This is a genomic window from Paenibacillus vini (genome assembly GCF_018403325.1).
GTDB classification, from domain to species: Bacteria; Bacillota; Bacilli; order Paenibacillales; family Paenibacillaceae; genus Fontibacillus; species Fontibacillus vini.
On the sequence record NZ_BOSL01000031.1, the window covers coordinates 1 to 23,803 of the forward strand.

Sequence of the window (23,803 nt, forward strand, 5' to 3'; positions counted from 1 at the left end):
TGTTGAGCCTGAACATCTCAATTTTATCGGAATGGTCTTGGTGGTCAAACCTTCGATCCCTCCACCCGCATAGCGGGTGGTTTTTTGTTTCGCACGCTTCGCGAGCTCAACTGGCTAAAGCCGTAATAAAAAGGGCCGCGCTCTGCGCAGCCCTGTAGCTGGAATCTATTATATCATATTTTCGGATTGTACTGTATCACCCTTATTTCCTAGGATAGTACAGTTGCGCCCATTAAGTATTTATCCACTTCCCGAGCCGCTTCACGGCCTTCATGGATCGCCCATACGACGAGGCTTTGTCCCCGGCGCATATCCCCGGCGGCAAATACTTTATCGACGTTCGTATTATATTTTCCGTAACGTGCCTTAACATTGGTACGGCGGTCGGTTTCAAGGCCGAGCTCACCCGCAATCCCCTGCTCCGGTCCGTCGAAGCCGATCGCGATCAGAGCCAGCTGCGCCGGGAACACTCTCTCGGTCCCAGGAATCGGCTGATAGATTTTGCGTCCCGTCTCGTCCACGATTCGTTGGATCTGTATCGTATGCAGCTCCTTCAAGTTCCCTTCTCCATCGCCGACGAACTTCGTCGTCATGATCGAGAATTCGCGCGGATCGCTGCCGAACAACGCCTTTGCTTCCTGTTGGGCATAGTCCAATGTATAAACATTCGGAAATTGCGGCCACGGGTTGCTGATCGGGTCACGCTCCTGAGGTGCCATGGCATGCGTTCCGAATTGAGTGATGCTGCGGCAGCCGTGGCGCAGCGAGGTAGCCACGCAGTCGGAGCCCGTATCACCGCCGCCGATAACGATCACATCTTTGTCTTCGGCGGACAAATAATTCCCGTCCTCCAGCCCGGAGTCAAGGTAGCTCTTGATCGTTCCGTTCAAGAACGGCATGGCGTACTGCACGCCCTTCAGATCGCTGCCCTCAATGTTGAATTCACGCGGCTTCGTCGCACCTCCGCACAATACGACTGCATCGTATTCCTCTACGAGCTGCCGCGCCGGAATATCCTTGCCGATTTCCGTATTCGTTACAAATCTCACGCCCTCGGCGGCAAGCAGATCCACCCGGCGTTGAACGACCGCCTTGTCCAGCTTCATCGTCGGAATGCCGTACATCAACAAGCCGCCGATCCGGTCTGACCGTTCGAATACGGTCACTTCATGCCCGGCCTTGTTCAACTGCGCGGCGCAAGCCAGGCCCGCAGGGCCGGAGCCTACGACAGCAACCCTGCGTCCTGTCCGCCGAGCCGGCGGTTCGGGAACGACCCAGCCTTCTTCAAAGCCCTTATCGATGATCGCCTGCTCGATCGTCTTGATCGTGACAGGCTGCCCGATCAAGCCGACGGTGCAGGAGCCTTCACAAGGCGCGGGGCAAACCCGGCCGGTGAATTCAGGAAAATTGTTCGTTTTATGAAGACGTTCCAACGCTTCCTTCCAAAGTCCGCGGTAGACCAGATTATTCCATTCCGGAATCAGATTGTGTACCGGACAGCCCGAGGTACCTCCCGCCATATCCATTCCCGTATGACAATATGGCGTGCCGCAATCCATACAGCGTGCGCCTTGCGTCCGGAGTTCTTCAGCTGACATATGCTTATGAAACTCCTGCCAGTCCTTGACCCTTTCGGAAGGGCTCCGGTCTCCCGGTATCTGCCGGTTATATTCCATAAACCCCGTTGGTGTAGACATCTATAACTTCCCCCATCCGTATGATGCAAAAGCTTCCAAGAGGCATTGAAACTTTCACATTTCAGTGTATCTTGATGTTAGCATCCGGGGGGAACGTTATTAATGGATTAATTCTATTTTAATTTGCACTAAAGTGCAGCGGGCTTACGTCGTTCATAGGTCAGAAAGCGGTAAGAATAAGGATTCTTCTCATCACGAATTCCCTCTTCTTCCTTGACAACCTCAAACTCCGACCAGTCGAAGTGGGGGAAAAATACGTCGCCTTGAATCTCCTCGTCAATCCGCGTAACATGCAATCGATCGGCTAAGGGAAAGAAATGCTGGAATAAGCCTGCCCCTCCAATGACCATAAGCTCACCCTGTTTTGCATATTCCAGAGCATCTTCTACGGAATGAACGATATCTGCTCCTTCTGCCCGGTAAGCGTGATCGGCCGTGAGAACGACACTCTTCCGGTTCGGTAACGGACGGCTCCCCATCGATTCCCATGTATTCCGGCCCATCAACATGGTTTTGCCGGTCGTTTGCTCCTTAAAAAATTTCAAATCCGCCGGCAGCCGCCAAGGCAGCTGATTGTTCCGGCCGATCGCCCCGTTTCGAGACATTGCCCAAATGAGAGTAATTCCCATGAAATACTGCCCCTTTCAACCTGTTTGTCCCCTAATGGATAACGACCTGTTATTAAACAGCGACCGTAGCCTTGATCGTTGGATGATATTGATAACCTTCAAATTCGAAATCCTCATACACATAATCAAATATCGAATCCGGCTTCCGCTTGATGATGAGCTTCGGCAGCGGATAAGGCTCGCGCTCCAACTGCGTCTTCACTTGTTCAAGATGGTTGCTGTAAATATGCACGTCGCCGCCCGACCAGATAAATTCGCCGACCTCAAGGCCGCATTGCTGCGCCATCATATGAGTCAGCAATGCGTAACTCGCAATATTGAACGGAAGTCCAAGGAACGTATCGACCGATCGCATCGTCAGCATACAGGACAGCTTTCCGTTCGCCACATAAAATTGGAATACGAAATGGCATGGCGGCAGCTTCATGTTATCGACTTCCGCCACATTCCAGGCGCTGACCAGGTGGCGGCGCGAATCGGGATTGTTCTTGATCGCCTCGACCACGTTTGCGATCTGATCGATATGACGGCCGTCTGGAGCTTCCCAAGCTCTCCATTGCGATCCGTAAACCGGCCCCAAGTCTCCGTTTTCATCCGCCCACTCGTCCCAAATCCGGACGCCATGCTCTTTCAAATAGGCGATATTGGTTTCTCCTTTAAGAAACCATAGCAGCTCATGAACAACCGATTTCAAATGAATCCTTTTTGTGGTCACCAAAGGAAACCCCTGGCTGAGATCAAAGCGAAGCTGTCTCCCGAACACGGAAATCGTTCCTGTTCCGGTCCGATCCCCTTTCGGAGTCCCGTTATCCAAGACGTCTTGAAGCAAATCCAAATAATTTCTCATCTATCGCACACCCCGCACTTGTTTGTATGACATCTTGTCTATTATAGCAGAGGAATCAAGCGGATTGAACCAAACCAGCCTATCCTTTTCCTTCGTCAAAATAAGGAATCTCCCGCTCTCCGCGCACAAGGCCGCTTATCCCTTCTTCATAATACGGCATCAATCCATCCGCCCGATCTAAGTCCACCCAGTCCACCTCGGCAATCTCATCCGGCATCATCGTCTCTTCCCGGCCGCCCGTAATTTCCGCACGGAAGGTAAAAAGAACGAAATGTTCCTCTTTTTCCGGAAAAATGACCTCGTTTACGGCCATGACACCGAACACTTCAATATCAACGCCGGCTTCCTCCTTCACCTCGCGGATCAGTGCCCGAACCAGTGTTTCACTGGTCTCGACCGTGCCGCCAGGCAGCGTCCACGTATCCCGGTTATCCCGGTTTCGAACCATCAGCACCTTATTCTTATCAGGGCTTACGATCAACGCGTATACGATATCGATTCGCTTCATAGTGCGCCACCTTCTATAAGTTCAAATAGTAATGATAGTACTCATCATCCCGGGTATATCCCAGCTGTTCATACAGCTTTTGAGCTCCCTTGTTGCCGACTCCGGTTTCCAATGCGATTCCCTTAGCCTTCGATTCGACTGCATACTCCGAAACCGCATCAAGCAGCTGTTTGCCTATACCGGAGTTTCGATATTCCTTCAACACATACAAATCGTTCAATATCCAGGATCTCTGCATCGATAACGAAGAGAATACCGGATACAGCTGAGCAAAACCGACCGCTTTGCCGTTTTCCTCGTCTTTGGCCACAAATATTACGGACTCCCTATGCTCCATTAACCGAAACAGAAAAGCTTGTGCCCCTTCCGGATCGGAGGGTTGTCCATAGAACTGCCGATATTGATCAAACAAATGCGTAACGGACGCAAGATCCTTATAGGTTGCCTGCGAAATATGTACGGATACACTCATGGTTGTTATCCTCCTCAAAGTATATAAGATGAACTATTAATGTTCATCTTATCTTGAAGCCCTAAATAATTTAAGTCATTCACAAAAAAAGAATAAGGCACTGTAAATATTTTAATATAATAATGCATTCATCCTAATATTTTATGGTTATAATTAAAAACGACCAAATTATTTTAACTATAGTTTATAATTAATTAAAGAATTTAAAGCGGGAGTTGCGAAAAATGGATAGCGTCGATCTTCAAATTATAGAACTTCTGAAACGCAACAGCCGCATTACCAGCTCGGAAATCAGCAAAGCGATTCATCTGTCTGTCCCCTCGGTCTCGGAAAGAATTCGTAAGCTTGAGGAAAAAGGGATGATTGAGCAATTTACAATCAGATTGAACCGCGAAATCACCGGACGGCATTTGCTGGCTTACATATCCGTCATTTTAGAGCATCCGAAGTACATCGAGTCATTCAAAGAGCAGATTTCTAATGAATCCTGCATTATAGAATGCCATCATCTGGCCGGTGATTACGATTATATGTTGAAAGTCGGCGTTCCGGACATCTCCTCGCTTGAAGTCTTCATTTCCGAAACCTTAAAAGGCTTGGCCGGGGTTCAAAAAACGAAAACGACGATCGTACTATCCACTTTAAAGGAAGCATAAAACTTTGTGCAAGGAGTCAAGTGGGCATGGCCATGATCACTCTTCTAAATAGCATTCTAATCGGAGCCGCCATCGCGGCCCCGATCGGTCCAATAGGCATGTTGTGTATTCGGTCTACCTTGGTTGGGGGCTGGAAAAAGGGGTTGGCTGCCGGGCTAGGCGTGGCAACTGCAGATGCGATTTATGCAGCTGTTGCCGGTTTCGGCATGCATGTGATCTCCTCGCAGTTGATCCGGTTCGAGGACGGTTTCAGAATGATCGGCGGTCTTCTCATTCTTGTTCTCGGCCTTGTGGGGTTCCGCCGCAAACCGCCTTTTGCCGATCGCGATATCCCCGGGCAAACTCGACAGTTGTTCACCTTTGGCTCCACCTTTCTGCTTACCCTGGCAAATCCGATGACGGTAATCTCTTTTGCTGCGCTATCCGCAGGTTTGGGTATCGATTCATTACCAGGTTCTTCGGAGGGGGCTTCAGCGTTCACCACCGGGATCTTCCTCGGTTCCGCCTTATGGTGGATTCTGCTGTGTACGGCGATTAATCAGCTGCGCCTTCGTTTATTGACACCCGCAGCCCTACGCGCCGTTAATTTAATCTCAGCCACGCTTATTACCGGATTTGGTGTCTGGTTCCTGATATCCGTATTTTTTGGCCCGTAAATATCCCGCTTAAATTGAATCTTATTGGGATTTGTTTGGATGCCGATCCGGAGGAACCCTTCTCATATTTACTTTATTACATGACGAAGCCCGGGCAGGAATAGTTGCTTATTCCTAACCCGGGCTTATTATAACTACTTGAAGAATCCGGCAATCCCGGCCACCAATACGATGATCGCGAACACCATTCTATAATACACAAACACTTTCATCGGCTTCTTCTGCAAGTAAGCGATAAACTTCTTGATGACGGCAAGTGCAACCAGGAAGGACACCAGGAAGCCTACTCCGAGCGAGATGAGCTCCGTTGACGTCATACTGGAAAAACCGCCGATTTTCACAATTTTCAAAAAGCTCATACCTACCATGACGGGAATCGCCAGGAAGAACGAGAACTCAGCCGCCGCCACCGTCGTCAGGCCTGCTACCCAGCCGCCGATAATCGTGGAAGCGGAACGGGACATGCCGGGAATGATCGCCAAAACTTGAAACGCCCCGATAATGAGCGCTTGTTTCACAGTGACATTGAGCTCGTCACCGCCGCCGCCAAGCCCGTTGTTACGGAACTTCTTCTCCGCGTACAGCATCCATAAACCGCCGAAGAACAACGTGAACGCCACAACGACCGGCGTAAACAGGTGCTCGTCCGACCAATCATTAAGCAGTACGCCGAAAATGCCTCCAGGAATACATGCGATCGCCAGCATGAGCCAAAAGCGGAAGCCGGACTTCGCAAAACCGACCTTTTGCGGAAAAAAGTTGACCAGCGTGTCCTTGATTTTCCCCCAGTACAGCACGATTACGGCCAAAATCGCCCCAAGCTGAATCACGTACGTGTACATCTCGACGTAAGATGGCGTTGTTCCGGTAAAGCCCAGGAAATTCTCGAAAATGACGAGATGACCGGTGGATGATACCGGCAAAAATTCAGTAATCCCTTCTACAATCCCTAAAATAATTGATTTCAGTATCGAAAAAATCGTCTCCATGCCACCAAGCTCTCCTTTTCAAACAAACTTACTAGTAACTACATTGTGTTACCGATTTTCAATCGCAGGTTTTATCCTACCATAAAAATAAGCAGCCAGGCTACTCCCTTTATTTTATTGGAGCTTGCCACATTATATAACGTTAAATGAGAGGTTGGATGGCCTTTTTCAACATATCGGCATTCATCGCGCCCTGGGAGACCTGACGGATTATGCCTTTTTCATCAATAAAATAGGTAGTCGGATAGGCAACGATCCGGTAGTTGTCCATGACTTCGCCCTTCGAATCAAGCAATACGGGGAAGGTTAGTCCCTGTTCATCTACAAAGCTTTGCGCATTGTCGGAACTTTTCTCCGTGGATGTCAAATTAATACCGAGCACGACGACATTTTTAGCGTCATACTTCTCATACAATCGCTGCATATGCGGCATCTCCACCCGGCATGGCGGGCACCAGGACGCCCAAAAATTCAAGACCACCACTTTCCCGCGGAAATCCGACAGGGACACCGGAGTACCGTCCAGCCCGTTTAACGTAAAGTCAGGGGCTTGCTTCCCCTCCTTAATCCCAACAGTTGCGCCTCCATCTTGCACCGATTGTTGTTTGTTTCCATCCGAGTTCGTTCTATTATTTATATAATCATAAGCGCTATAAGCGACTAGTCCCAATAAGATGACAAAGATAAATACATTCTTTCTCATAACTGTTTCCTCCCCTTCCTAAAAAAGATTTTGGACTCACTAATCCCTCTTTGGTCCTTTCCAGAAAACAAGAACGCCGGCCAGCAGCAAAAATAAGACCTGCAGCTTGCTGAAAGACAATATCCAGATGACGCGTTCATGATTGAAAAATTGGAACACAATGTTACCGATCAAAAACCAAAGTGCGGCAAAATGAATTCTTGCCTCCGGCGTTTCGCGCTTTGCAATTAACATTTGGAGCAGGAGGATGCCGGTCCAGCAGATGCTGGCGATCCATGAGATGGAGGGTCCTTCCTGAAACATCAGCTCCGGCAGCCGAGACACAAACCATCCCCCAAGAAAATATACGGCAAAACCGTGCACCACAATAGCAAAGTGCAGCTCTTTCTTCCGAGAACGCAGCCATATATAAAGCCCCCCAACCAAACCGGCGATCCAGCCGCCCGCTTCACCACCATCAAAATAAAGCAAGGACATGGGCTCGGATACCGCCTCTACTGGATGAATGAGCAAATAACTAAATTTCCAAATCAGAAGCCATAACAAAAATCCATTGGACAGCAATTCCGCTATCGTCTTAGTTTCCGAGCGGTCAGTAACTATCCGCCCCCAAAGCTTCAGCATTATCCACCCTCCTGCCCCAAACAGAAGATTCAGAACAAGAGAGCCATTTAATAAAAAGGGGCCTAATTGAATATTTTGCAATCCATTTCCTCCTTTTCCAAAGCGATTTTCATCCGAAATATACCCTAAGGGGTATGATATGATGGGTAATATCTTTTGTCAAATTAGTGTCACCCTTCCGTTCAACGCTGGCCAAATTTCAACTTGGCATTTGACTTTAAAATCTAAATATCGTAATATTGCGATATAGTGATATATTAGAGAACAGAGGTGATCCAGTTTGGACAGCAATTTTAAGTCCTACCAAGAAGCTGCCGAAATCCTGAAGGCATTGGCCCATCCGGTCCGGTTATGTATCGTTAAGGGCCTGATCGAAAAACCGGAGTGCAATGTTTCTTATATGCAAGAGTGTTTGAATTTACCGCAATCGACGGTATCCCAGCATTTGCAGAAGCTGCGCAGCATGGGCATCTTGGAAACCGAACGGAGCGGACTTGAAGTCAAATATCACGTTGCTGATGAACGAATCAAACAATTAATACGCATCTTATTGGAGGAAACTAATCATGAGTAAAAAAGTTATTATAGTCGGAGGCGTCGCAGGCGGCGCATCGGCTGCGGCTCGTTTACGTCGTCTCGATGAGGAAGCGCATATCATCATGTTCGAACGGGATTCCTATATTTCTTTCGCCAACTGCGGTCTTCCTTACTATATCGGTGATTCGATTACGGATCGTTCAAAGCTGCTTGTACAGACTCCGGAAGCCATGTATAAACGTTTTAACATCGATATCCGGATCGATAGTGAAGTCATTGGCATTAACCCGGAGAACAAAACGGTAACCGTACGCAGCAAAACGAGCGGCGATTACGAGGAAACCTATGATGCGGTTATATTATCCCCAGGTGCCAAACCGATCCGCCCTCAATTGCCTGGGATTGAAAGTAATAAAATTCACACCTTGCGAAACATTCCGGATACGGACCGGATCAAAAAAAGGGTTAGCGAGGACAAAATTTCATCGGCCATCGTCATCGGTGGCGGATTTATCGGCGTCGAGATGGCGGAAAATCTGAAGGAAATCGGTCTGGACGTTACCTTGATTGAGGGCGGTCCGCAAATTTTGGCTCCCTTCGATGCGGAGATGGCAAACGCGCTGGCTAAGGAAATGGAGGAACATGGCGTAAAGCTGCTTCTATCCCAAACCGTTCAAGGCTTTGAGGAAAAAGGTGAGCTCATCGAAGTTCGTACCGCTAGCGGCATAAACTTGACCGCTGAAATGGTGATCCTTGCGATCGGGGTATCCCCGGATACCGGATTTCTGCGAGGAACAGGTATCGAGTTGGGGCCCAAAGGCCATATTATCGTCAATGATCGGCTGGAGACCAGCGTAAGCGGAATTTATGCCGCAGGCGACGCCATCGAAGTTACGGATTATGTCAACGGCACGACCACGGCCATTCCGCTTGCGGGTCCGGCCAATAAACAGGGCCGAATCGCCGCGGATAACGTAAGCGGGCTGAGCAGCACGTTTAAGGGCAGCCAGGGAACGTCCATTATCAAGGTGTTTGGTTTAACCGGTGCGGCAACAGGAAATAACGAAAAGACGCTGCAGCGTCTCGGTCTGCCATACCATGTAACCTACGTCCATCCGAATTCCCATGCTGCTTATTATCCGGGAGCAACGCCATTAACGCTTAAGCTGCTGTTCAACGACGAGGGAACCGTTCTCGGCGCCCAGGCGGTTGGGCACGACGGTGTGGATAAACGGATCGACGATATCGCCACAACGATCCGGTTCCGCGGCACGGTAAGTGATCTTACCGAACTTGAGCTGGCCTATGCTCCTCCGTACTCTTCCGCCAAAGATCCGGTTAATATGGCCGGGTACACAGCCGAGAACGTGTTGACCGGTAGAACCGCAGTCTTTGTTCCGAAAGATTTGGACAGCCGTGACAGCGCCTCTACCCTGCTTGTCGATGTCCGTTCGGAAATCGAGCATGCCAACGGCCATATTCCGGATTCCTTGAACATTCCGGTCGATGATCTGCGTAGCCGACTCTCCGAGTTGGACCCTTCAAAAGAAATTTGGGTTTATTGTCAGGTTGGACTTCGCGGGTACACCGCTGCCCGGATTTTGCAGCAAAAAGGTTTCCGTGTCCGCAATTTGACCGGCGGATATAAGACATATCAGTTAGTGCGATATCAGGCCGGCCAAAGACACGGCGGAGATCAACCGGAGAAAACAGCGGCTATTTCCGCCCCTGCTCCTGTTATTGAAGCGGCTCGGGAAACCGCAGCTGCAGCGCAGCCCCTGCGAGTGCGCGACCAAGAATTGCGGGCCGATGCTGAGCTGGACGCCTGTGGCTTATGCTGCCCCGGCCCATTGATTCAGGTGAAACAAAAAATGGATCAGATTCAGGAAGGGCAAATTCTACGGGTGACCGCTTCGGACCCTGGATTTTATGAAGATGTGCAAGCCTGGGCGACTATGTCTAAGAATCGGATACTACAGGTCAGTAAAAAGGCGGACGGCATGATCGAGGCCTACCTTTGCAAAGGGGGACTGCCTGAGATTGAAGCCTCCAATCCTGCTTTTAGTAATGTCTCTTCACAGGAAGGTACTTCGATGGTCGTATTCAGCGGCGATCTGGACAAAGCCATCGCTTCATTCATTATTGCCAACGGAGCGGCGGCAAGCGGCAAAAAGGTAACGATGTTCTTCACCTTCTGGGGCCTGAACGTCATCCGCAAACCGGAAAAGGTGAATGTCCCGAAAAACATGATCGGCAAAATGTTCGGCGCCATGATGCCGCGCGGCAGCCGCAAGCTGTCCCTGTCCAAAATGAACATGATGGGCATGGGTGCGAAAATGATCCGCGGCGTCATGAAGAACGGCAATATCGCTTCGCTTGAAGAGTTGATGCAATCCGCAATCGACCAAGGCGTCGAAATCGTGGCTTGTCAAATGTCGATGGACGTCATGGGCATCAAGCGGGAAGAATTGATCGACGGCGTGAAAATCGGCGGTGTCGGTTACTATTTAGGGAAAGCGGATCAATCCGGCATTAATCTATTCATCTAAAGCTAAAAGCTCACTCCATCGCTGACGGAGTGAGCTTTTTTATTATTCTTATTTGTTCGGGTCCACCTTCATGCGAAGTTCAATATATTTCAGCGCTCCCTCATCGGTTTGCTCCGTCTTGACTAAATCACCTGATAATTTCTCTCCAAGCTTGCCATAGGCCGCTAGCGCCGATTTAGATAAATTCTCGTCAGGCTTGAATTGCAGCACAAGATAAAAACTGCCTACGTTTTTTTTCGGCTGCTTTGCCCGGACCTGGAACGAGCCGTCCGGAAGTACCTGCGTCTTCTCACCGTATCCGAAATGGACGTGATCCGGAATGTCGATATCGCCGGAAACGACCGTACCTTCAAGCAGATTGCTCTTCACCTTAATCAAATAAAATCCTTCTTCGGCGTTTACCTCCGGCTTCATCCATATGGCGGGATTTCCATAGTCATCCGGCTTTTCACCGACCGGATTCTCCGACTTCCATTCTGAGCCGATTTCAGCAGCGGCATCCATGTAAATATAGGTTACCGCTTTGTGTAGCGTCCGATTCTCTTCCTCAACTTGATGGATAAACGTGCCGGTCATTTTTTCTCCATTCGCGCCATAAGGCTCCAGATCTGCGGACTGCTGATCCGGTTTAAAGCTGATCGTTATTTCCAAGGTTCCTTCTTTAATGTCCGGCCGTTTGATATCCATCTCAAAAGTACCGTCGTTGTTGATCTCCGCCTGTTTCCGATAACCGAACATCGTATAACCGGCAGCATCGATTTCCGCCTCTATTTTGGCACCAGGAACCAGATTGGATGTTCCCGAGATTACGATCTGGTCCTGTTCTATTTTAGCGCTTCCTTGAAGCCAGACATCCGACGCTCCCTGATCTTTGGGTGCATGCTCGGATGAGGTTCCGGACACGATTTCAACATCGACCTTATTCTCTGCTGAAGAAGAATTATCGCTTACATTCCCGTCTGCTGCTGCCTTCCCTTTTGTTTCATCCTGAGCCATAACTTCCGGCCCGGCGTTTTTTTCCGGATCTCCGGCAGAGTCCTGATTTCCGTTTCCGCATCCGCCAAGAATCATTACAGCGGCCAGACCAACCAGAACCCCTTTCCATACCGTAGCCGGAACCCATTTAGCTGAAGGTTGAAACATCATCGAAATGATTTTTCATCGCCGGAAAGAGGATTCCTCACCTTCCAAATAGCTGTTCAGATAAACACCGGTTATCGAAGTTTGATCCTTTACGAGATCCTGAGGTGTGCCTTCAAAAATGATCTTCCCTCCTTCACTGCCTGCTCCCGGACCCATGTCAACAATCCAATCCGCCTGAGTCATGACGTCGAGATGATGTTCAATAATAATGACGGTACTTCTCCGGTCGACCAGCTGGTTTAATATATCAATTAAACGTTCCACGTCGCGCAAATGAAGACCGGTTGTCGGTTCATCAAACACGTAAATCCCGCTTTGCTTGCTATGAAGTTCCATAGCTAAACGCACGCGCTGCCGCTCGCCTCCGGAAAGAGTATGGAGAGGTTGCCCTAGCGTAACATAACCTAGACCGACTTCGGACAAGCCACTGAAAATGCTCACCATTTCCCTATGATCATTGAAAAAGTCGTAAGCCTCTACAACGCTTAAGTTCAAAATATCGTTAATATTTTTGTCGTGCAGGGTATACTCCAGCACTTCATCTGTAAATCTTCGTCCCTGGCATGCTTCGCAGACACTGACCACGGGGTCCATAAAAGCCAGATCGACCGTGATCGTGCCAAGACCTTTGCAGGCCGGACACGCGCCATCGGAGTTAAAACTGAACAACGATGCGCTAACCTGGTTTGCGTCTGCCAACTGGTCTCTGATATGATCCAGCGTCCCTGTATAGGTGGCAAGGTTGGATCGTTTGGAACCTTTGAGTTCACTCTGATCAATTGAAATCGCATCTGGATATCGTTGGAGCAACACCTTGTTGATCAGCGTGCTTTTGCCTGACCCGGCCACCCCGGTGACTACAGTCATAACTCCTGTTGGAATCGTGACACTGACATCCTTGAGATTATGCAGTGAGGCGTGCTCAAGCCGCAAAAATCCGTCCGGCTTCCGAATATTCTCCTTCAACTTGGGTTGCCGCCGCAAATAGTGTCCAGTGATGGTGCCCGCACTCTTAAGTCCTTTGACATCTCCCTCGAATTTAATTTCACCGCCTCTTATTCCAGCTTCAGGTCCCATATCCACGATGTGGTCGGCGATAGCAATGACATCCGGATCATGTTCCACCACCAAAACGGTGTTTCCTTTGCTGCATAACTGCCGCAGCATCCGGTTTAGCCGGTCAACGTCCCGGGGATGCAGCCCGATGCTCGGCTCGTCAAAAATATAAGTAAGACCGGTTAGACTGCTCCCGAGATGACGAATCATTTTAATTCGCTGCGACTCCCCTCCCGATAAAGTCGAAGTCTCCCGGTTTAAACTCAAATAGCCAAGTCCGATCGAAACGAGGCTGTCCAGCTTCTTGATCAATGCCTCCACAATAGTTTTGGCTGACAAAGCCGTAACCTTGCGCATTTGAACTGACAGATCGCTTACCTGCATTGCGGAGTATTCCGCAATATTAAGGTCGTCGATTTTACAGGAAAGAACTTTTTGGTTTAACCTCGCTCCATTACATTCCGGGCAAACCCCCTTCTCCACGATATAATTCAGTTGATCCTCGTTCTGCTGTGCTTGCTTGGAATCCTTGGCCAGAAAGCCATTTTCGATCCGTGGAATGACCCCTTCATAAATTGCGGTAGACGGCCATTCCGAAGTCGGATTGGCCGGTTTGAAACCCGATTTGTACAGCAGCGTATCCCATTCTTCCTCGGTATAATCCTTCAGCTTCTTGTCATTATCAAAAAGTCCGGTAGTTACATAACGCTTCCAGCGGTAACCCCCGGGTTGAAAGGTCGGGAACATAATCGCCCCTTCATTCAACGATTTGTCTTTATCGATCAAACGATCCAAGTTTATAGTCGCTGCTGTTCCAAGTCCCTCGCACATCGGACACATTCCCTGAAGGTTATTAAAGGAAAGCCTGTCAGAATATCCGACGAACGGTTGCCCGATCCGCGAAAATAAAAGTCTCAGCAGCGAGTAAATATCCGTTACAGTACCGACGGTGGAACGGGCATTGCCGCCGATGCGTTTTTGATCGACGAGGATTGCGACAGACAAATGCTCTATGGCATCGACATCGGGTTGTCCATAGTGAGGCAGACGATGCCGCACGAAACTGGTAAACGTTTCATTCAGCTGCCGTTGCGACTCCGCAGCAATGGTATCAAAGATCAATGACGATTTACCGGAGCCGGATACGCCGGTAAAGACCGTGATTTTATTCTTTGGAATACTTATTGTAATGTTCTTAAGGTTGTTCTCTCTGGCTCCGATCACTTTAATGGGTTCCATAGACATTGAGGCTCCCTCCTCTTGTTTCTGTTATAAAAACATTATATCGTAATACCATGACAATTCTTGGCATGATATAGCAATGAAAAGGAGCTCTCCAATGTCTAAATCCAAAGTCTTATTTGACCTGATCATGTACGTAAATGCGAAGCGCAGCTTTACCGCACAAAATGTGGCGGATGAATTTGACATTTCGCTAAGAACCGCGCACCGTTATTTACTTGAAATCAGTGAGATGGGCGTTCCGCTATATACCGAACCGGGGCGAAACGGAGGTTACCGGGTATTAAACAACCGGGTCCTCCCCCCGATTGCTTTTGAGGAGGATGAAGCCTTTGCCATATTCTTCGCCTTTCAATCGCTTAAATATTATAGATCCCTTCCTTTCGAGATCAATATTGCTTCCGCCTCCGGCAAATTGTACGCCAGTCTTCCGGATGATTTAAAAACTAAAATGAACCGTTTGGATGAAGTGTTGTCTTTCTGGAATTTAAAGCGAAGCGTGGATTCACCTTATTTAAAAGAGATTATTGAAGCGGCTTTGCGAAATCAAGCCATCCATATGGAGTATGAATCCAAATCCAGAGTTACGATCAGAGAGGTTGTGCCACTCGGAGTATATGCGTATAACGGTTTCTGGTATATGCCTGCCTCGAACACGGAACAGGAACATATCCGAGTTTTTCGGATCGACCGGATTCTCTCGCTGCAATATAGCGACAATACGCGCTCCGTCCCGATGAAGCTGGATGAATGGTTGGCTCGTTCTAACGAAATTATGACGCCGGTCCGTCTTTATGTCCTATTGACCGAAGAAGGAATGCGCCAATGCAAAAGCGAGCCTTGGCTAGAGCCATATATTAAGAGTGCAAGCAATGACGCAGGATGTATCGATACTGTGATCGATCAAAGCGAAATAAGATTTTCGGCAAATTATTTTTTTCAACTAGGTACCGAAGCTAAGGTTATCGAACCGCGGGAAATGTCCGAAATGATTAAGCAAAAGGCACTCGAATTGATGGAGCATTATAACAGCTAAATAACCGCTAAAAAAAGGGCAAGACCGATGAATTTCGGTCTTGCCCTGTCAATTAGCTTAGGAGAACTCCTGGCCGTCAATAATTAGCCGCGCCGGAGTGATAAATCAAAAATTAACGGGAGATCACGTGGATCGGATGGCCTTCAACCAGTTCAGCGGTTTCCATCACGATTTCACCCAGTGTCGGGTGAGCGTGGATCGTAAGCGAGATATCTTCAAGCGTAGCGCCCATTTCGATCGCGAGGCCGAGCTCGGCAATCAAGTTGGAAGCTTCGATACCGACGATTTGCGCGCCGATTACCAGATTGTTTTCAGCGTTAGCTACAATCTTGATGAAGCCGTCAGGCTGATTCAGCGAAGTTGCACGGCCATTGCCCGCGAACGGGAACTTGCCGGCTTTGACTTTGTAGCCTTTTTCCTTCGCTTCTTTCTCCGTGTAGCCCACGCTGGAGCATTCAGGATCCGTGAAGACTACAGCCGGAATAGCTTTGTAATCCACTACAGACGGAAGTCCGGAAATGACTTCTGCTGCCACTTTACCTTCATAAGAAGCTTTGTGAGCCAATGCAGGACCGGCTACGATATCGCCGATAGCGAAGATGTTCGGGTTGCTCGTACGCCCTTGGTGGTCAACTTCTACCAAACCGCGATCAGTCAGCTTAACGCCGGCAAGATCAAGGCCGAGATCGCCATCCGTGTTTGGACGACGGCCAACCGTTACGAGGAGGTAATCCGCTGTAACTTCTTTGTTTTCGCCGTTTACGGAGTATTTCACAGTAACGTTCTTGTCGGTTTGCTCAGCACTTTCAGCTTTTGCGTTGGTGATGATTTCGATACCCGTTTTTTCCATGCTCTTGGTTACAAGACGGGTCATATCTTTATCAAAGCCGGCAAGTACGGAATCCATACCCTCGATAATCGTAACTTTCGTACCGAATTTCGAGAACATTTGGCCCAATTCAGCGCCGATGTAGCCGCCGCCGATAACGATCAGGCTGCTAGGAATTTCAGGTAGTTCCAAAGCTTCCGTCGAGGACAGGATACGTCCGCCAAACGGGAAAGGCTTCAGTTCGATCGGACGGGATCCGGTCGCAAGAATGCAATGCTTAAAGCGGTAACGCGGCGATTCGTGATCGTTGAAGGCACGTGCTTCGTTTTCGTTGATGAACATCACTTCACCGCTGAAAACTTCGATTTTGTTGCCTTTAAGCAAACCGGATACGCCTTGGGTCATTTTCTTAACTACGCCGTTCTTGAATTCTTGCGTTTTCGTGAAGTCAACCTTCACGTTTTCGGCAGTTACGCCGAAAGCGTCGGCATGCTGTGCGTTTTCGTATGCATGCGCTGCGGAGATCAAAGCTTTGGACGGAATGCAGCCGCGGTTCAAGCACACGCCGCCGAGTTCCGATTTATCCACGATAATTACTTTTTGGCCCAGTTGGGCGGCACGAATGGCCGCCACATATCCGCCGGGACCGGCACCTACAACCAATGTATCAATATCTAGAGAAGCGTCTCCTACTACCATATTGTTACACCTCCATAACGAGCAACTCAGGGTTAGCGAGCAGCTGTTTGATATAGTTCATGAAGTTTTGAGCTGTTGCTCCGTCGATGAGACGATGGTCGAAGCTGAGGGACAGAGCCATAACCGGAGCGACAACGATCTCGCCGTTCTTAACAACCGGTTTTTCGCTGATGCGGCCTGTACCCAGGATCGCTACCTCAGGGTAGTTGATGATCGGAGTAAAGAACATACCGCCGGCGGAACCGATGTTCGAAATCGAAATCGTGCTGCCCTTCATTTCGTTTGCGGACAGCTTACCGTCACGGCCGCGGGCTGCCAGATCACGGATAGCGTCGGCGATCATCCAGATGCTCTTGCGGTCGGCATCTTTGATAACCGGTACGATCAAACCGTTATCCGTATCGGTAGCAATCCCGATATCGTAATGTTTCTTGTAAACAATTTCGTTGTTTTCTTCGTCGATCGAAGCGTTCAGCGCCGGGAATTGGCGGGAAGCCGCTACGAGCGCCTTAACGATGAATGGCAGGTAAGTTACTTTGATGCCCTTCTTCTCGGCGATTGGTTTCATACGAGTACGGAAAGCTACCAATTCGGTAACGTCCACTTCGTCCATGATCGTTACATGCGGAGCTGTGTATGCCGATTTCACCATAGCGTTCGAAATCGCCTTACGGATACCCTTGAACGGTACGCGTTCTTCTTCTGCGCTTACGCTGGCCGCGGAAGCTGCAGGAGCCTTCGCCGCTTCGTCTTTGCTGCTTGCAGCTGCAGGAGCTGCTGCCGCGCCGCCGTTTTTGAATGCTTCCACGTCTTCGCGAGTGATTTTACCAGCGTTGCCTGTGCCGCTTACTTGTGCAATATCAACGCCTTGCTCGCGGGCGAATTTGCGTACGCTAGGCGTAGCAAGCACTTCGCGGTTTGGTGCAGCAGGTGCTGCCGCGCCGTTAGCGCCGCCTTCTTTAGCTTCAGCCGGGCTGGAAGCTGCAGGCGAATCCTTCGTATCCGCTCCGCCTTTCGCTGCATCAGCTTCTTGAGCGTTAGCTTCTTCATGAGCCGGTTCCTGTTCAGGAACATCGCCTTCCGCGTCGATAACCGCCACTACTTGGCCAACGCGGAACACGGCACCGTCGGTCCCGAAAACTTCGAGCACCGTACCGTTTACCGGACAAGGTACTTCTACGACCGCCTTGTCGTTTTGTACCTCCATCACGATATCTTCGTCTGTAACTTTGTCGCCGGCTTTGATATGCATTTTAATAATTTCGCCTTCATGCAAACCTTCGCCCAGCTCTGGGAAGCGATATTCAAATTTTGCCACCTGGAAGACCTCCTGTTATTTAATTAGTTTAAGAATCGATTTCATTAAAATTCGAGAACTTTGTTTACGCCCTCAATGATGCGAGCCGGAGTCGGCAGCCATTGATCTTCGATTTGCGCGAACGGATAAACGGTATCCGGAGGCGTAATGCGAAGCACTGGAGCTTCCAAATGAAGAATAGCCTTTTCATTGATTTGAGCGATGATTTCTGCAGCCATACCGGCGGATTTTTGCGCTTCCTGCACAACGATCGCACGGTTCGTTTTCTTAACGGAGGCAAGAATCGTATCGATATCCAGCGGCACCAATGTGCGCAAGTCGATAACTTCAGCTTTGATGCCTTTAGTTTTTTCGAGTTCTTCCGCAGCTTTTACAGCCGTGTGAACCATCATGCCGTAAGCGATGATCGTCACGTCGGAACCTTCGCGAACCACGTTGGCTTTGCCAAGCTCAACTGTATATTCACCTTCCGGCACTTCAGCGCGGAATGCATGGTACAAGTTAAGGTGCTCCATGAAGAATACCGGATCATTGTCGCGGATCGCGGAAATCATGAGACCTTTTGCGTCGTAAGGGTTAGAAGGGATTACCAGTTTAATACCCGGAGTTTGCGCAATCAAACCTTCCAGGGCGTCCGTATGCAACTCAGCCGCTTTTACGCCGCCGCCGTATGGAGTACGGAACACGATCGGCGCGTTGTAACGGCCGCCGGAACGGTAACGCATCCGTGCAGCTTGCACCAAAATTTGGTCCAAAGCTTCGAAAATAAAGCCGACGAACTGGATTTCGGCAACCGGACGGAATCCTTGAATCCCGAGGCCTACTGCCATACCGCCGATTGCGGATTCAGCCAGCGGCGTATCGAATACACGATCTTCGCCGAATTCTTTTTGCAAACCTTCCGTTACGCGGAATACACCGCCGACATTACCTACGTCTTCCCCGAAAAGCAGGACGTTTGGATCCCGATTCAACTCTACGCGCATCGCATCGCGGATTGCTTCTTTCATATTCATTTGTGCCATTGCTCATATCCTCCTCATTAGAACTTCTTCAAGGCTTATTTATTAAATTCGGCTTTTTGTTCTTCCAAATGTTTAGGCGTTTGTTCGAACATGCTGTCAATCAGGCCAGGAATGGTCATTTTCTCGGTTTGCTCAGCCTTCTTGATTTGTTCGTTGACTTTCGCCTTGGCTTCTTCTTTCACGCGAGCCGTATCTTCGTCGGTCCAAAGACCTTTCTTCTCCAGATACTTGGCAAGACGGGCAATCGGATCTTTTTCGCTCCATTGTCCTTCTTCTTCTTTAGTACGGTATTTGCTTGTGTCATCGGACAGGGAATGCGGACGGAAACGGTAAGTGACCGCTTCGATCAAAGTCGCGCCTTCGCCGTTACGTGCACGTTCTGCAGCTTCTTGAACCGCGCTAATAACTGCGAACACGTCCATCCCGTCGATTTTCACGCCGCGGATACCGGCAGCTACCGCTTTATGAGCGATCGAAAGAGCAGCCGTTTGTTTGGAGAAAGGAGTCGTAATGGCATAGCCGTTATTTTGCACAAAGAAAATAACCGGAAGCTTAAATACTCCAGCATAGTTCAACGCTTCGTAGAAATCGCCTTCGGACGAACCGCCGTCTCCGGTGTAAGTAATGGCGACTTGTTTTTGTTTCTTCAATTTATAACCCATGGCGATGCCCATAGCATGAAGAACTTGCGCGCCGATAATAATTTGTGGCATAAGTACGTTGACGCCTTCAGGAATTTGACCGCCGTGTTGATGACCGCGGGAATACAAGAAAGCTTGATAAAGCGGAAGACCATGCCATACGAGCTGCGGCATATCGCGGTAACCCGGGCAAACGAAGTCATTCTTGTCCAAAGCGAATTCACTGCCTACCATCGTGGCTTCTTGTCCGGATACCGGAGCATAGAAACCGAGACGTCCTTGACGTCCCAAGTTGATAGCACGCTCATCCCAAGTACGGGTAAATACCATACGGTACATTAGTTCTTTTAATTGATCATCTGTCAAGTTCGGGACTTTATCTTTGTTTACAATTTCACCATCCGGCGAAAGGACGGCCAAAGCCTCGACTTCCTCCGTATATACTTCATAAGGAATCTTGCTCATTTTCTTCACCTCGACAAAATATTTGATTATCATGTTCCGCTGTTATAGAATTATTATACATCTGTTGTAGTCATTAAGTCAAAGGAATTGCGCTGAAATGACTTAATTATTTATTTTTGTTTGTATAACAGACGAAACATAATTATGTAACACAAATGACTTTCTGGAAGTGTATGCGTTTACTGCTTCCAGGGTTATCTTAACTTAATGAGAGGTCAAAAGCAAAAAACAGACGACAAGGGGCGTGTCATAATATGACGGATTCTCGGTATTTAAAACGGACGATTGTTAAAGAGGAGGTCGACTGCAACAGCTTGGGAGAAAAAAGGAAACTTCGCATCTATCTCCCCCCTGGCTACAATGAAATTTTAAGTTATCCTGTCGTTTATTGTCAGGATGGCGAAGAGTTTTTCAATTTCGGACGGATCGCTACCCTCGCGAACCAACTTATTCTTGATGAAGGAATCGAGCCTTTCATTATAGTAGGAATCGAGGTCGATGTCTCGGTCCGGACGGAAGAATACGCTCCTTTCGGCAATCGGTTCGAGGCTTACAGCACCTGTATTACTGAAGAAATTATACCCTTTGTGGAGCGCAATTATCCGGTTCGCCGCGAACCGGACCAGCGAGTATTGGCCGGGGATTCCCTAGGCGGATCATTTTCGCTGCATCTCGCTATGAAAAACAGGCAGCTGTTTTCCAAAATCATCAGTTTGTCAGGTGCTTTTTACGATGCCTCCCTTGAACTTATCGCTGCCGAGAAGGACTTGTCCACTCTTTCTCTCTATATGATAGTTGGATTACAGGAACAGCAGTACACGACCGATACGGGAACTTACAATTTTGTGGACTTGAACCGCCGGGCTAAGGAATTGCTGGAAGCGCGCGGAGCCAAAGTAAGATATTACGAGAAGGACGGACAGCATCTGTGGGGCTTCTGGCAGAAAGAACTTCCTGAAGCGCTGGTTTATTTTCTCGAATAACTGTATCCAAAATAGGCTCGACATAATAAAGAAGAGGATCTATGGCCTTGAGACAGGCATGGATCCTCTTCTTTATATAGGAGATGATTTGCGGACATGCTCTACAATGTCTCCGATTTGGCCTCAACCTCAATATTGCCCGTCTTAAGCGACCTTCTCGGGAGCTTCCATTTATAATGGACGGACAGCATCCGAAAACAGACAACCAGGACGAACAGCAGCAGCAGTCCGATGGTCGAAGTGAAAAAGCCAAGACCGATGACAAGTCCGGCGATCATCGCCCATACCGCATAAATTTCGTCCCTCAGGACAAGCGGCTTTCGTCCGGCCAGCAAATCCCGGATGATCCCTCCTCCGATCCCTGTCAAAACCGCGGCTACCAGGATTGCGCTGATCGGATGCTTCATACCGCTCGCATAAAGTGCACCTTGAATCGCAAAAGCGGACAACCCGATCGCATCAAACAGCGCCTCCGTCTTCTTCCAATGCTGAATCCAAGGGAGCGGCAGCACAAAAGCGACCAAAACGGACAAAACAGCCAGTAATATCAAATCGCCCTGCGCCCACAAGGTAGTAACCGGCACGCCGATCAACACATTGCGGATAATTCCCCCTCCAAAAGCGGTAACTAGTCCCAGCACCAGTACCCCGAGTATGTCGTACTCTTCTTCCATCGCCACAAATGCTCCCGACATGGCGAAGGCGATCGTTCCGATAATACTGAATATATCGAATAAATGCATTTCCCTGCTCCCCTGCCCTCTCTCTCGCTAAATTGCTGTGTCCATTGTATTCCCGACGCCTTCAATTGTGCAAGCCTAAAAACTGAACTATACTGGTAATATTCGGGCTTATGAACAGAAAGGGAGTTTTTACATGGAAGCGAATCGTGTGCTTATTTTTGCCGGAGGTACCATCGATCCAGTATTTCTGAAGAACATCTCTCAGAACGACATCATTATCGGGGCGGATCGAGGAGCCTTATTTTTAGTTGAGCATGGGATATCTCCTGACATTTCGGTTGGGGATTTCGATTCAGTCAGCCCTGAAGAACTGGAGAAAATTAAAAAAAGCAGCAAAGAACTTATTCAGTGTGATGCTGTAAACAAGGATTTAACCGACACCGAACTGGCTTTTGAAGTCGCTATCCAAAGACATGCTACCGAAATCGTTATGGTTGGCGTTCTCGGTTCCAGGTTGGACCACACTCTATCGAACATTCAAATGATGTTGCGGGGGATGCAGCATCAAATTACCAGCGTCATTTGGGATACCAACAACTATGTCACGCTTACAGGCACGACCTGCGAAATCGAAGACCGCGGTTATACTTACGTATCCCTGCTTCCTCTCACCCCGGAGGTCACAGGTATCCATTTGGAAGGGTTCATGTACCCGCTGGACAACGCCACCCTGAAAATGGGCCAATCTCTAGGCGTAAGCAACCGTCTCAAAGGGGAACGGGGAACGATTCGGATCGAGAGCGGCTTGCTGCTTATTATCCAGAGCAAGGACTAACGAAAGAAAGAAAGAAAGAAAGAAAGAAAGAAAGAAACACTAGCATTTCGCCAAAAGAATAAAACATTTTTGTAACCTTTTCTTCGGATTATGTTACAGATCAAAACGTGAAAGAACCCTTGAAATATCAAGGGTTCTTTCATTTTTCTTTACATTGGAAACAACGAACTTCTTACGTTTTTGTAAACTTTAATCATATTTTAATAATCGGGGTCAAACCCTTACCTACCAAGCGATTGACCGGTCCTTGCCATAATTTCGGAAGTTTAAAAGCTGTTATACTTCATTTCGAACCGGTCAACAAAAACAAGAACTTTGGAGGTATATACATCATGAGAATGCAACATCTATTCCAAAAAGTATTGACGGTAGGTCTCGTCTCAACTATCGGATTCAGCTCCCTGCTTGCCAGCGGCGCTGGAGCAGCACCGGCCCAAACAGCAGAAAGCGTAGCAACATCTAAAGGAACCCAAGTTGTAAACTACGGCAAAAAATATATGGGAGTTCCATACAAATTCGGTGCCTCAACTTCAACTACAAGAAACTTCGATTGCTCGTCCTTTATGAAACACATCTTCAAAAAATATGGAGTAAATCTTCCACGGACTTCAGTAGCTCAATCTAAAGTCGGACGTGCCGTATCCAAATCGAATTTGAAAGCCGGCGATCTGGTATTCTTCTCGAGCGGCAGCCGCGCAAACGGCAAAAACGTAACGCATGTAGCTGTTTATATGGGCAACGGTAAAATTTTGCACACTTATGGTAAACCAGGGGTTACGATTTCTAATCTGAACTCCGGTAACTGGAAAAGAACTTACTTGAAAGCTCGTCGCGTCCTTTAGTCCTCATATATGAAATCATAACCACCCGTCCAACGGGTGGTTTGCTCTTGGGGTATAACCCCCTGTTGCCAAACTGCGCCTAAAGACGCTAGCCTGACAATAAAATTGTTCAGGCTCAGTGTTTTTGTCACTTTCACTT

General features: G+C 48.6%; 23 protein-coding genes. 8 read left to right on the forward strand and 15 right to left on the reverse strand.

Annotated features, from left to right (window positions below; all coding sequences use genetic code 11):
- Positions 1-209 precede the first annotated feature (209 nt).
- The 5 genes from KJS57_RS25510 to KJS57_RS25530 all read right to left on the reverse strand — a co-directional run bounded on the left by KJS57_RS25510 (position 210) and on the right by KJS57_RS25530 (position 4,153).
- A complete protein-coding gene (locus KJS57_RS25510) occupies positions 210-1,697 on the reverse strand; it encodes a glutamate synthase subunit beta (RefSeq protein ID WP_213656787.1) in 1,488 nt (495 codons plus the stop codon).
- Positions 1,698-1,825: 128 nt separating this feature from the next.
- On the reverse strand, positions 1,826-2,326 hold the full coding sequence (locus KJS57_RS25515; protein WP_213656788.1) for a dihydrofolate reductase: 501 nt from the start codon (positions 2,324-2,326) through the stop codon (positions 1,826-1,828).
- Positions 2,327-2,378: 52 nt separating this feature from the next.
- Positions 2,379-3,173 (reverse strand): thymidylate synthase, encoded by a 795-nt coding sequence (gene thyA / locus KJS57_RS25520; protein WP_211020608.1) that lies wholly within the window; start codon positions 3,171-3,173, stop codon positions 2,379-2,381.
- A gap of 79 nt (positions 3,174-3,252) precedes the next feature.
- Entirely contained in the window at positions 3,253-3,681 is a 429-nt protein-coding gene (locus KJS57_RS25525) for an NUDIX hydrolase (protein ID WP_213656789.1), read from the reverse strand.
- Positions 3,682-3,694: 13 nt separating this feature from the next.
- On the reverse strand, positions 3,695-4,153 hold the full coding sequence (locus KJS57_RS25530) for a GNAT family N-acetyltransferase (RefSeq protein ID WP_213656790.1): 459 nt from the start codon (positions 4,151-4,153) through the stop codon (positions 3,695-3,697).
- Positions 4,154-4,377: 224 nt separating this feature from the next.
- On the opposite strand from KJS57_RS25530, the gene KJS57_RS25535 reads away from it, so the two are divergent.
- Together KJS57_RS25535 and KJS57_RS25540 are read left to right on the forward strand one after the other, a co-directional pair.
- Positions 4,378-4,809, forward strand: a complete 432-nt coding sequence (locus KJS57_RS25535) for an Lrp/AsnC family transcriptional regulator (protein ID WP_213656791.1) — start codon at positions 4,378-4,380, stop codon at positions 4,807-4,809.
- 26 nt (positions 4,810-4,835) lie between these two features.
- Positions 4,836-5,465, forward strand: coding sequence for a LysE family translocator (locus KJS57_RS25540; RefSeq protein WP_213656792.1), 630 nt, complete (start codon positions 4,836-4,838; stop codon positions 5,463-5,465).
- 134 nt (positions 5,466-5,599) lie between these two features.
- On the opposite strand, the gene KJS57_RS25545 is transcribed toward KJS57_RS25540, so the two are convergent.
- From KJS57_RS25545 to KJS57_RS25555, 3 genes are all read right to left on the reverse strand, one after another.
- Complete coding sequence (locus KJS57_RS25545; RefSeq protein ID WP_213656793.1) at positions 5,600-6,454, reverse strand: undecaprenyl-diphosphate phosphatase; 855 nt, start codon at positions 6,452-6,454, stop codon at positions 5,600-5,602.
- Positions 6,455-6,596: 142 nt separating this feature from the next.
- On the reverse strand, positions 6,597-7,157 hold the full coding sequence (locus tag KJS57_RS25550) for a peroxiredoxin family protein (protein ID WP_213656794.1): 561 nt from the start codon (positions 7,155-7,157) through the stop codon (positions 6,597-6,599).
- A 39-nt stretch (positions 7,158-7,196) separates the two neighbouring features.
- Positions 7,197-7,781: a hypothetical protein gene (locus KJS57_RS25555; RefSeq protein WP_213656795.1), complete on the reverse strand. Its 585-nt coding sequence runs from the start codon at positions 7,779-7,781 to the stop codon at positions 7,197-7,199.
- A 280-nt stretch (positions 7,782-8,061) separates the two neighbouring features.
- On the opposite strand from KJS57_RS25555, the gene KJS57_RS25560 reads away from it, so the two are divergent.
- Both KJS57_RS25560 and KJS57_RS25565 read left to right on the forward strand, forming a co-directional pair.
- On the forward strand, positions 8,062-8,355 hold the full coding sequence (locus KJS57_RS25560) for an ArsR/SmtB family transcription factor (RefSeq protein WP_211020616.1): 294 nt from the start codon (positions 8,062-8,064) through the stop codon (positions 8,353-8,355).
- Complete coding sequence (locus KJS57_RS25565; RefSeq protein ID WP_213656796.1) at positions 8,348-10,867, forward strand: DsrE/DsrF/DrsH-like family protein; 2,520 nt, start codon at positions 8,348-8,350, stop codon at positions 10,865-10,867. The genes KJS57_RS25560 and KJS57_RS25565 overlap by 8 nt, the downstream gene beginning before the upstream one ends.
- A gap of 48 nt (positions 10,868-10,915) precedes the next feature.
- Here KJS57_RS25565 and KJS57_RS25570 read toward each other — a convergent pair whose 3' ends face one another.
- Together KJS57_RS25570 and KJS57_RS25575 are read right to left on the reverse strand one after the other, a co-directional pair.
- Positions 10,916-12,013: a hypothetical protein gene (locus KJS57_RS25570; RefSeq protein ID WP_213656797.1), complete on the reverse strand. Its 1,098-nt coding sequence runs from the start codon at positions 12,011-12,013 to the stop codon at positions 10,916-10,918.
- Positions 12,014-12,025: 12 nt separating this feature from the next.
- The gene (locus KJS57_RS25575) at positions 12,026-14,311 is read right to left on the reverse strand and encodes an ATP-binding cassette domain-containing protein (RefSeq protein ID WP_211020621.1); all 2,286 of its coding nucleotides are present in this window, start codon (positions 14,309-14,311) and stop codon (positions 12,026-12,028) included.
- Positions 14,312-14,405: 94 nt separating this feature from the next.
- Here KJS57_RS25575 and KJS57_RS25580 point away from each other — a divergent pair, with 94 nt between their 5' ends.
- Positions 14,406-15,344: a helix-turn-helix transcriptional regulator gene (locus KJS57_RS25580; protein ID WP_211020622.1), complete on the forward strand. Its 939-nt coding sequence runs from the start codon at positions 14,406-14,408 to the stop codon at positions 15,342-15,344.
- Positions 15,345-15,456: 112 nt separating this feature from the next.
- On the opposite strand, the gene lpdA is transcribed toward KJS57_RS25580, so the two are convergent.
- From lpdA to pdhA, 4 genes are read right to left on the reverse strand one after another with little or no spacing between them, the layout of a single operon-like run.
- Positions 15,457-16,872: a dihydrolipoyl dehydrogenase gene (lpdA, locus tag KJS57_RS25585; protein ID WP_211020623.1), complete on the reverse strand. Its 1,416-nt coding sequence runs from the start codon at positions 16,870-16,872 to the stop codon at positions 15,457-15,459.
- Between the two features lie 4 nt (positions 16,873-16,876).
- Positions 16,877-18,190 carry a dihydrolipoamide acetyltransferase family protein gene (locus KJS57_RS25590; protein ID WP_213656798.1) on the reverse strand — a complete coding sequence of 438 codons (1,314 nt, stop codon included), beginning with the start codon at positions 18,188-18,190 and terminating at the stop codon, positions 16,877-16,879.
- Positions 18,191-18,234: 44 nt separating this feature from the next.
- The gene (locus tag KJS57_RS25595) at positions 18,235-19,215 is read right to left on the reverse strand and encodes an alpha-ketoacid dehydrogenase subunit beta (RefSeq protein ID WP_211020625.1); all 981 of its coding nucleotides are present in this window, start codon (positions 19,213-19,215) and stop codon (positions 18,235-18,237) included.
- A gap of 35 nt (positions 19,216-19,250) precedes the next feature.
- On the reverse strand, positions 19,251-20,321 hold the full coding sequence (pdhA, locus tag KJS57_RS25600; RefSeq protein WP_211020626.1) for a pyruvate dehydrogenase (acetyl-transferring) E1 component subunit alpha: 1,071 nt from the start codon (positions 20,319-20,321) through the stop codon (positions 19,251-19,253).
- A gap of 254 nt (positions 20,322-20,575) precedes the next feature.
- On the opposite strand from pdhA, the gene KJS57_RS25605 reads away from it, so the two are divergent.
- Complete coding sequence (locus tag KJS57_RS25605) at positions 20,576-21,304, forward strand: alpha/beta hydrolase (RefSeq protein ID WP_213656799.1); 729 nt, start codon at positions 20,576-20,578, stop codon at positions 21,302-21,304.
- A 101-nt stretch (positions 21,305-21,405) separates the two neighbouring features.
- Here KJS57_RS25605 and KJS57_RS25610 read toward each other — a convergent pair whose 3' ends face one another.
- Positions 21,406-22,047: a trimeric intracellular cation channel family protein gene (locus KJS57_RS25610; protein WP_211020628.1), complete on the reverse strand. Its 642-nt coding sequence runs from the start codon at positions 22,045-22,047 to the stop codon at positions 21,406-21,408.
- Positions 22,048-22,180: 133 nt separating this feature from the next.
- Here KJS57_RS25610 and KJS57_RS25615 point away from each other — a divergent pair, with 133 nt between their 5' ends.
- Positions 22,181-22,822 (forward strand): thiamine diphosphokinase, encoded by a 642-nt coding sequence (locus KJS57_RS25615; RefSeq protein ID WP_211020629.1) that lies wholly within the window; start codon positions 22,181-22,183, stop codon positions 22,820-22,822.
- 332 nt (positions 22,823-23,154) lie between these two features.
- Positions 23,155-23,664: a C40 family peptidase gene (locus tag KJS57_RS25620; protein ID WP_213656800.1), complete on the forward strand. Its 510-nt coding sequence runs from the start codon at positions 23,155-23,157 to the stop codon at positions 23,662-23,664.
- Positions 23,665-23,803 lie beyond the last annotated feature (139 nt).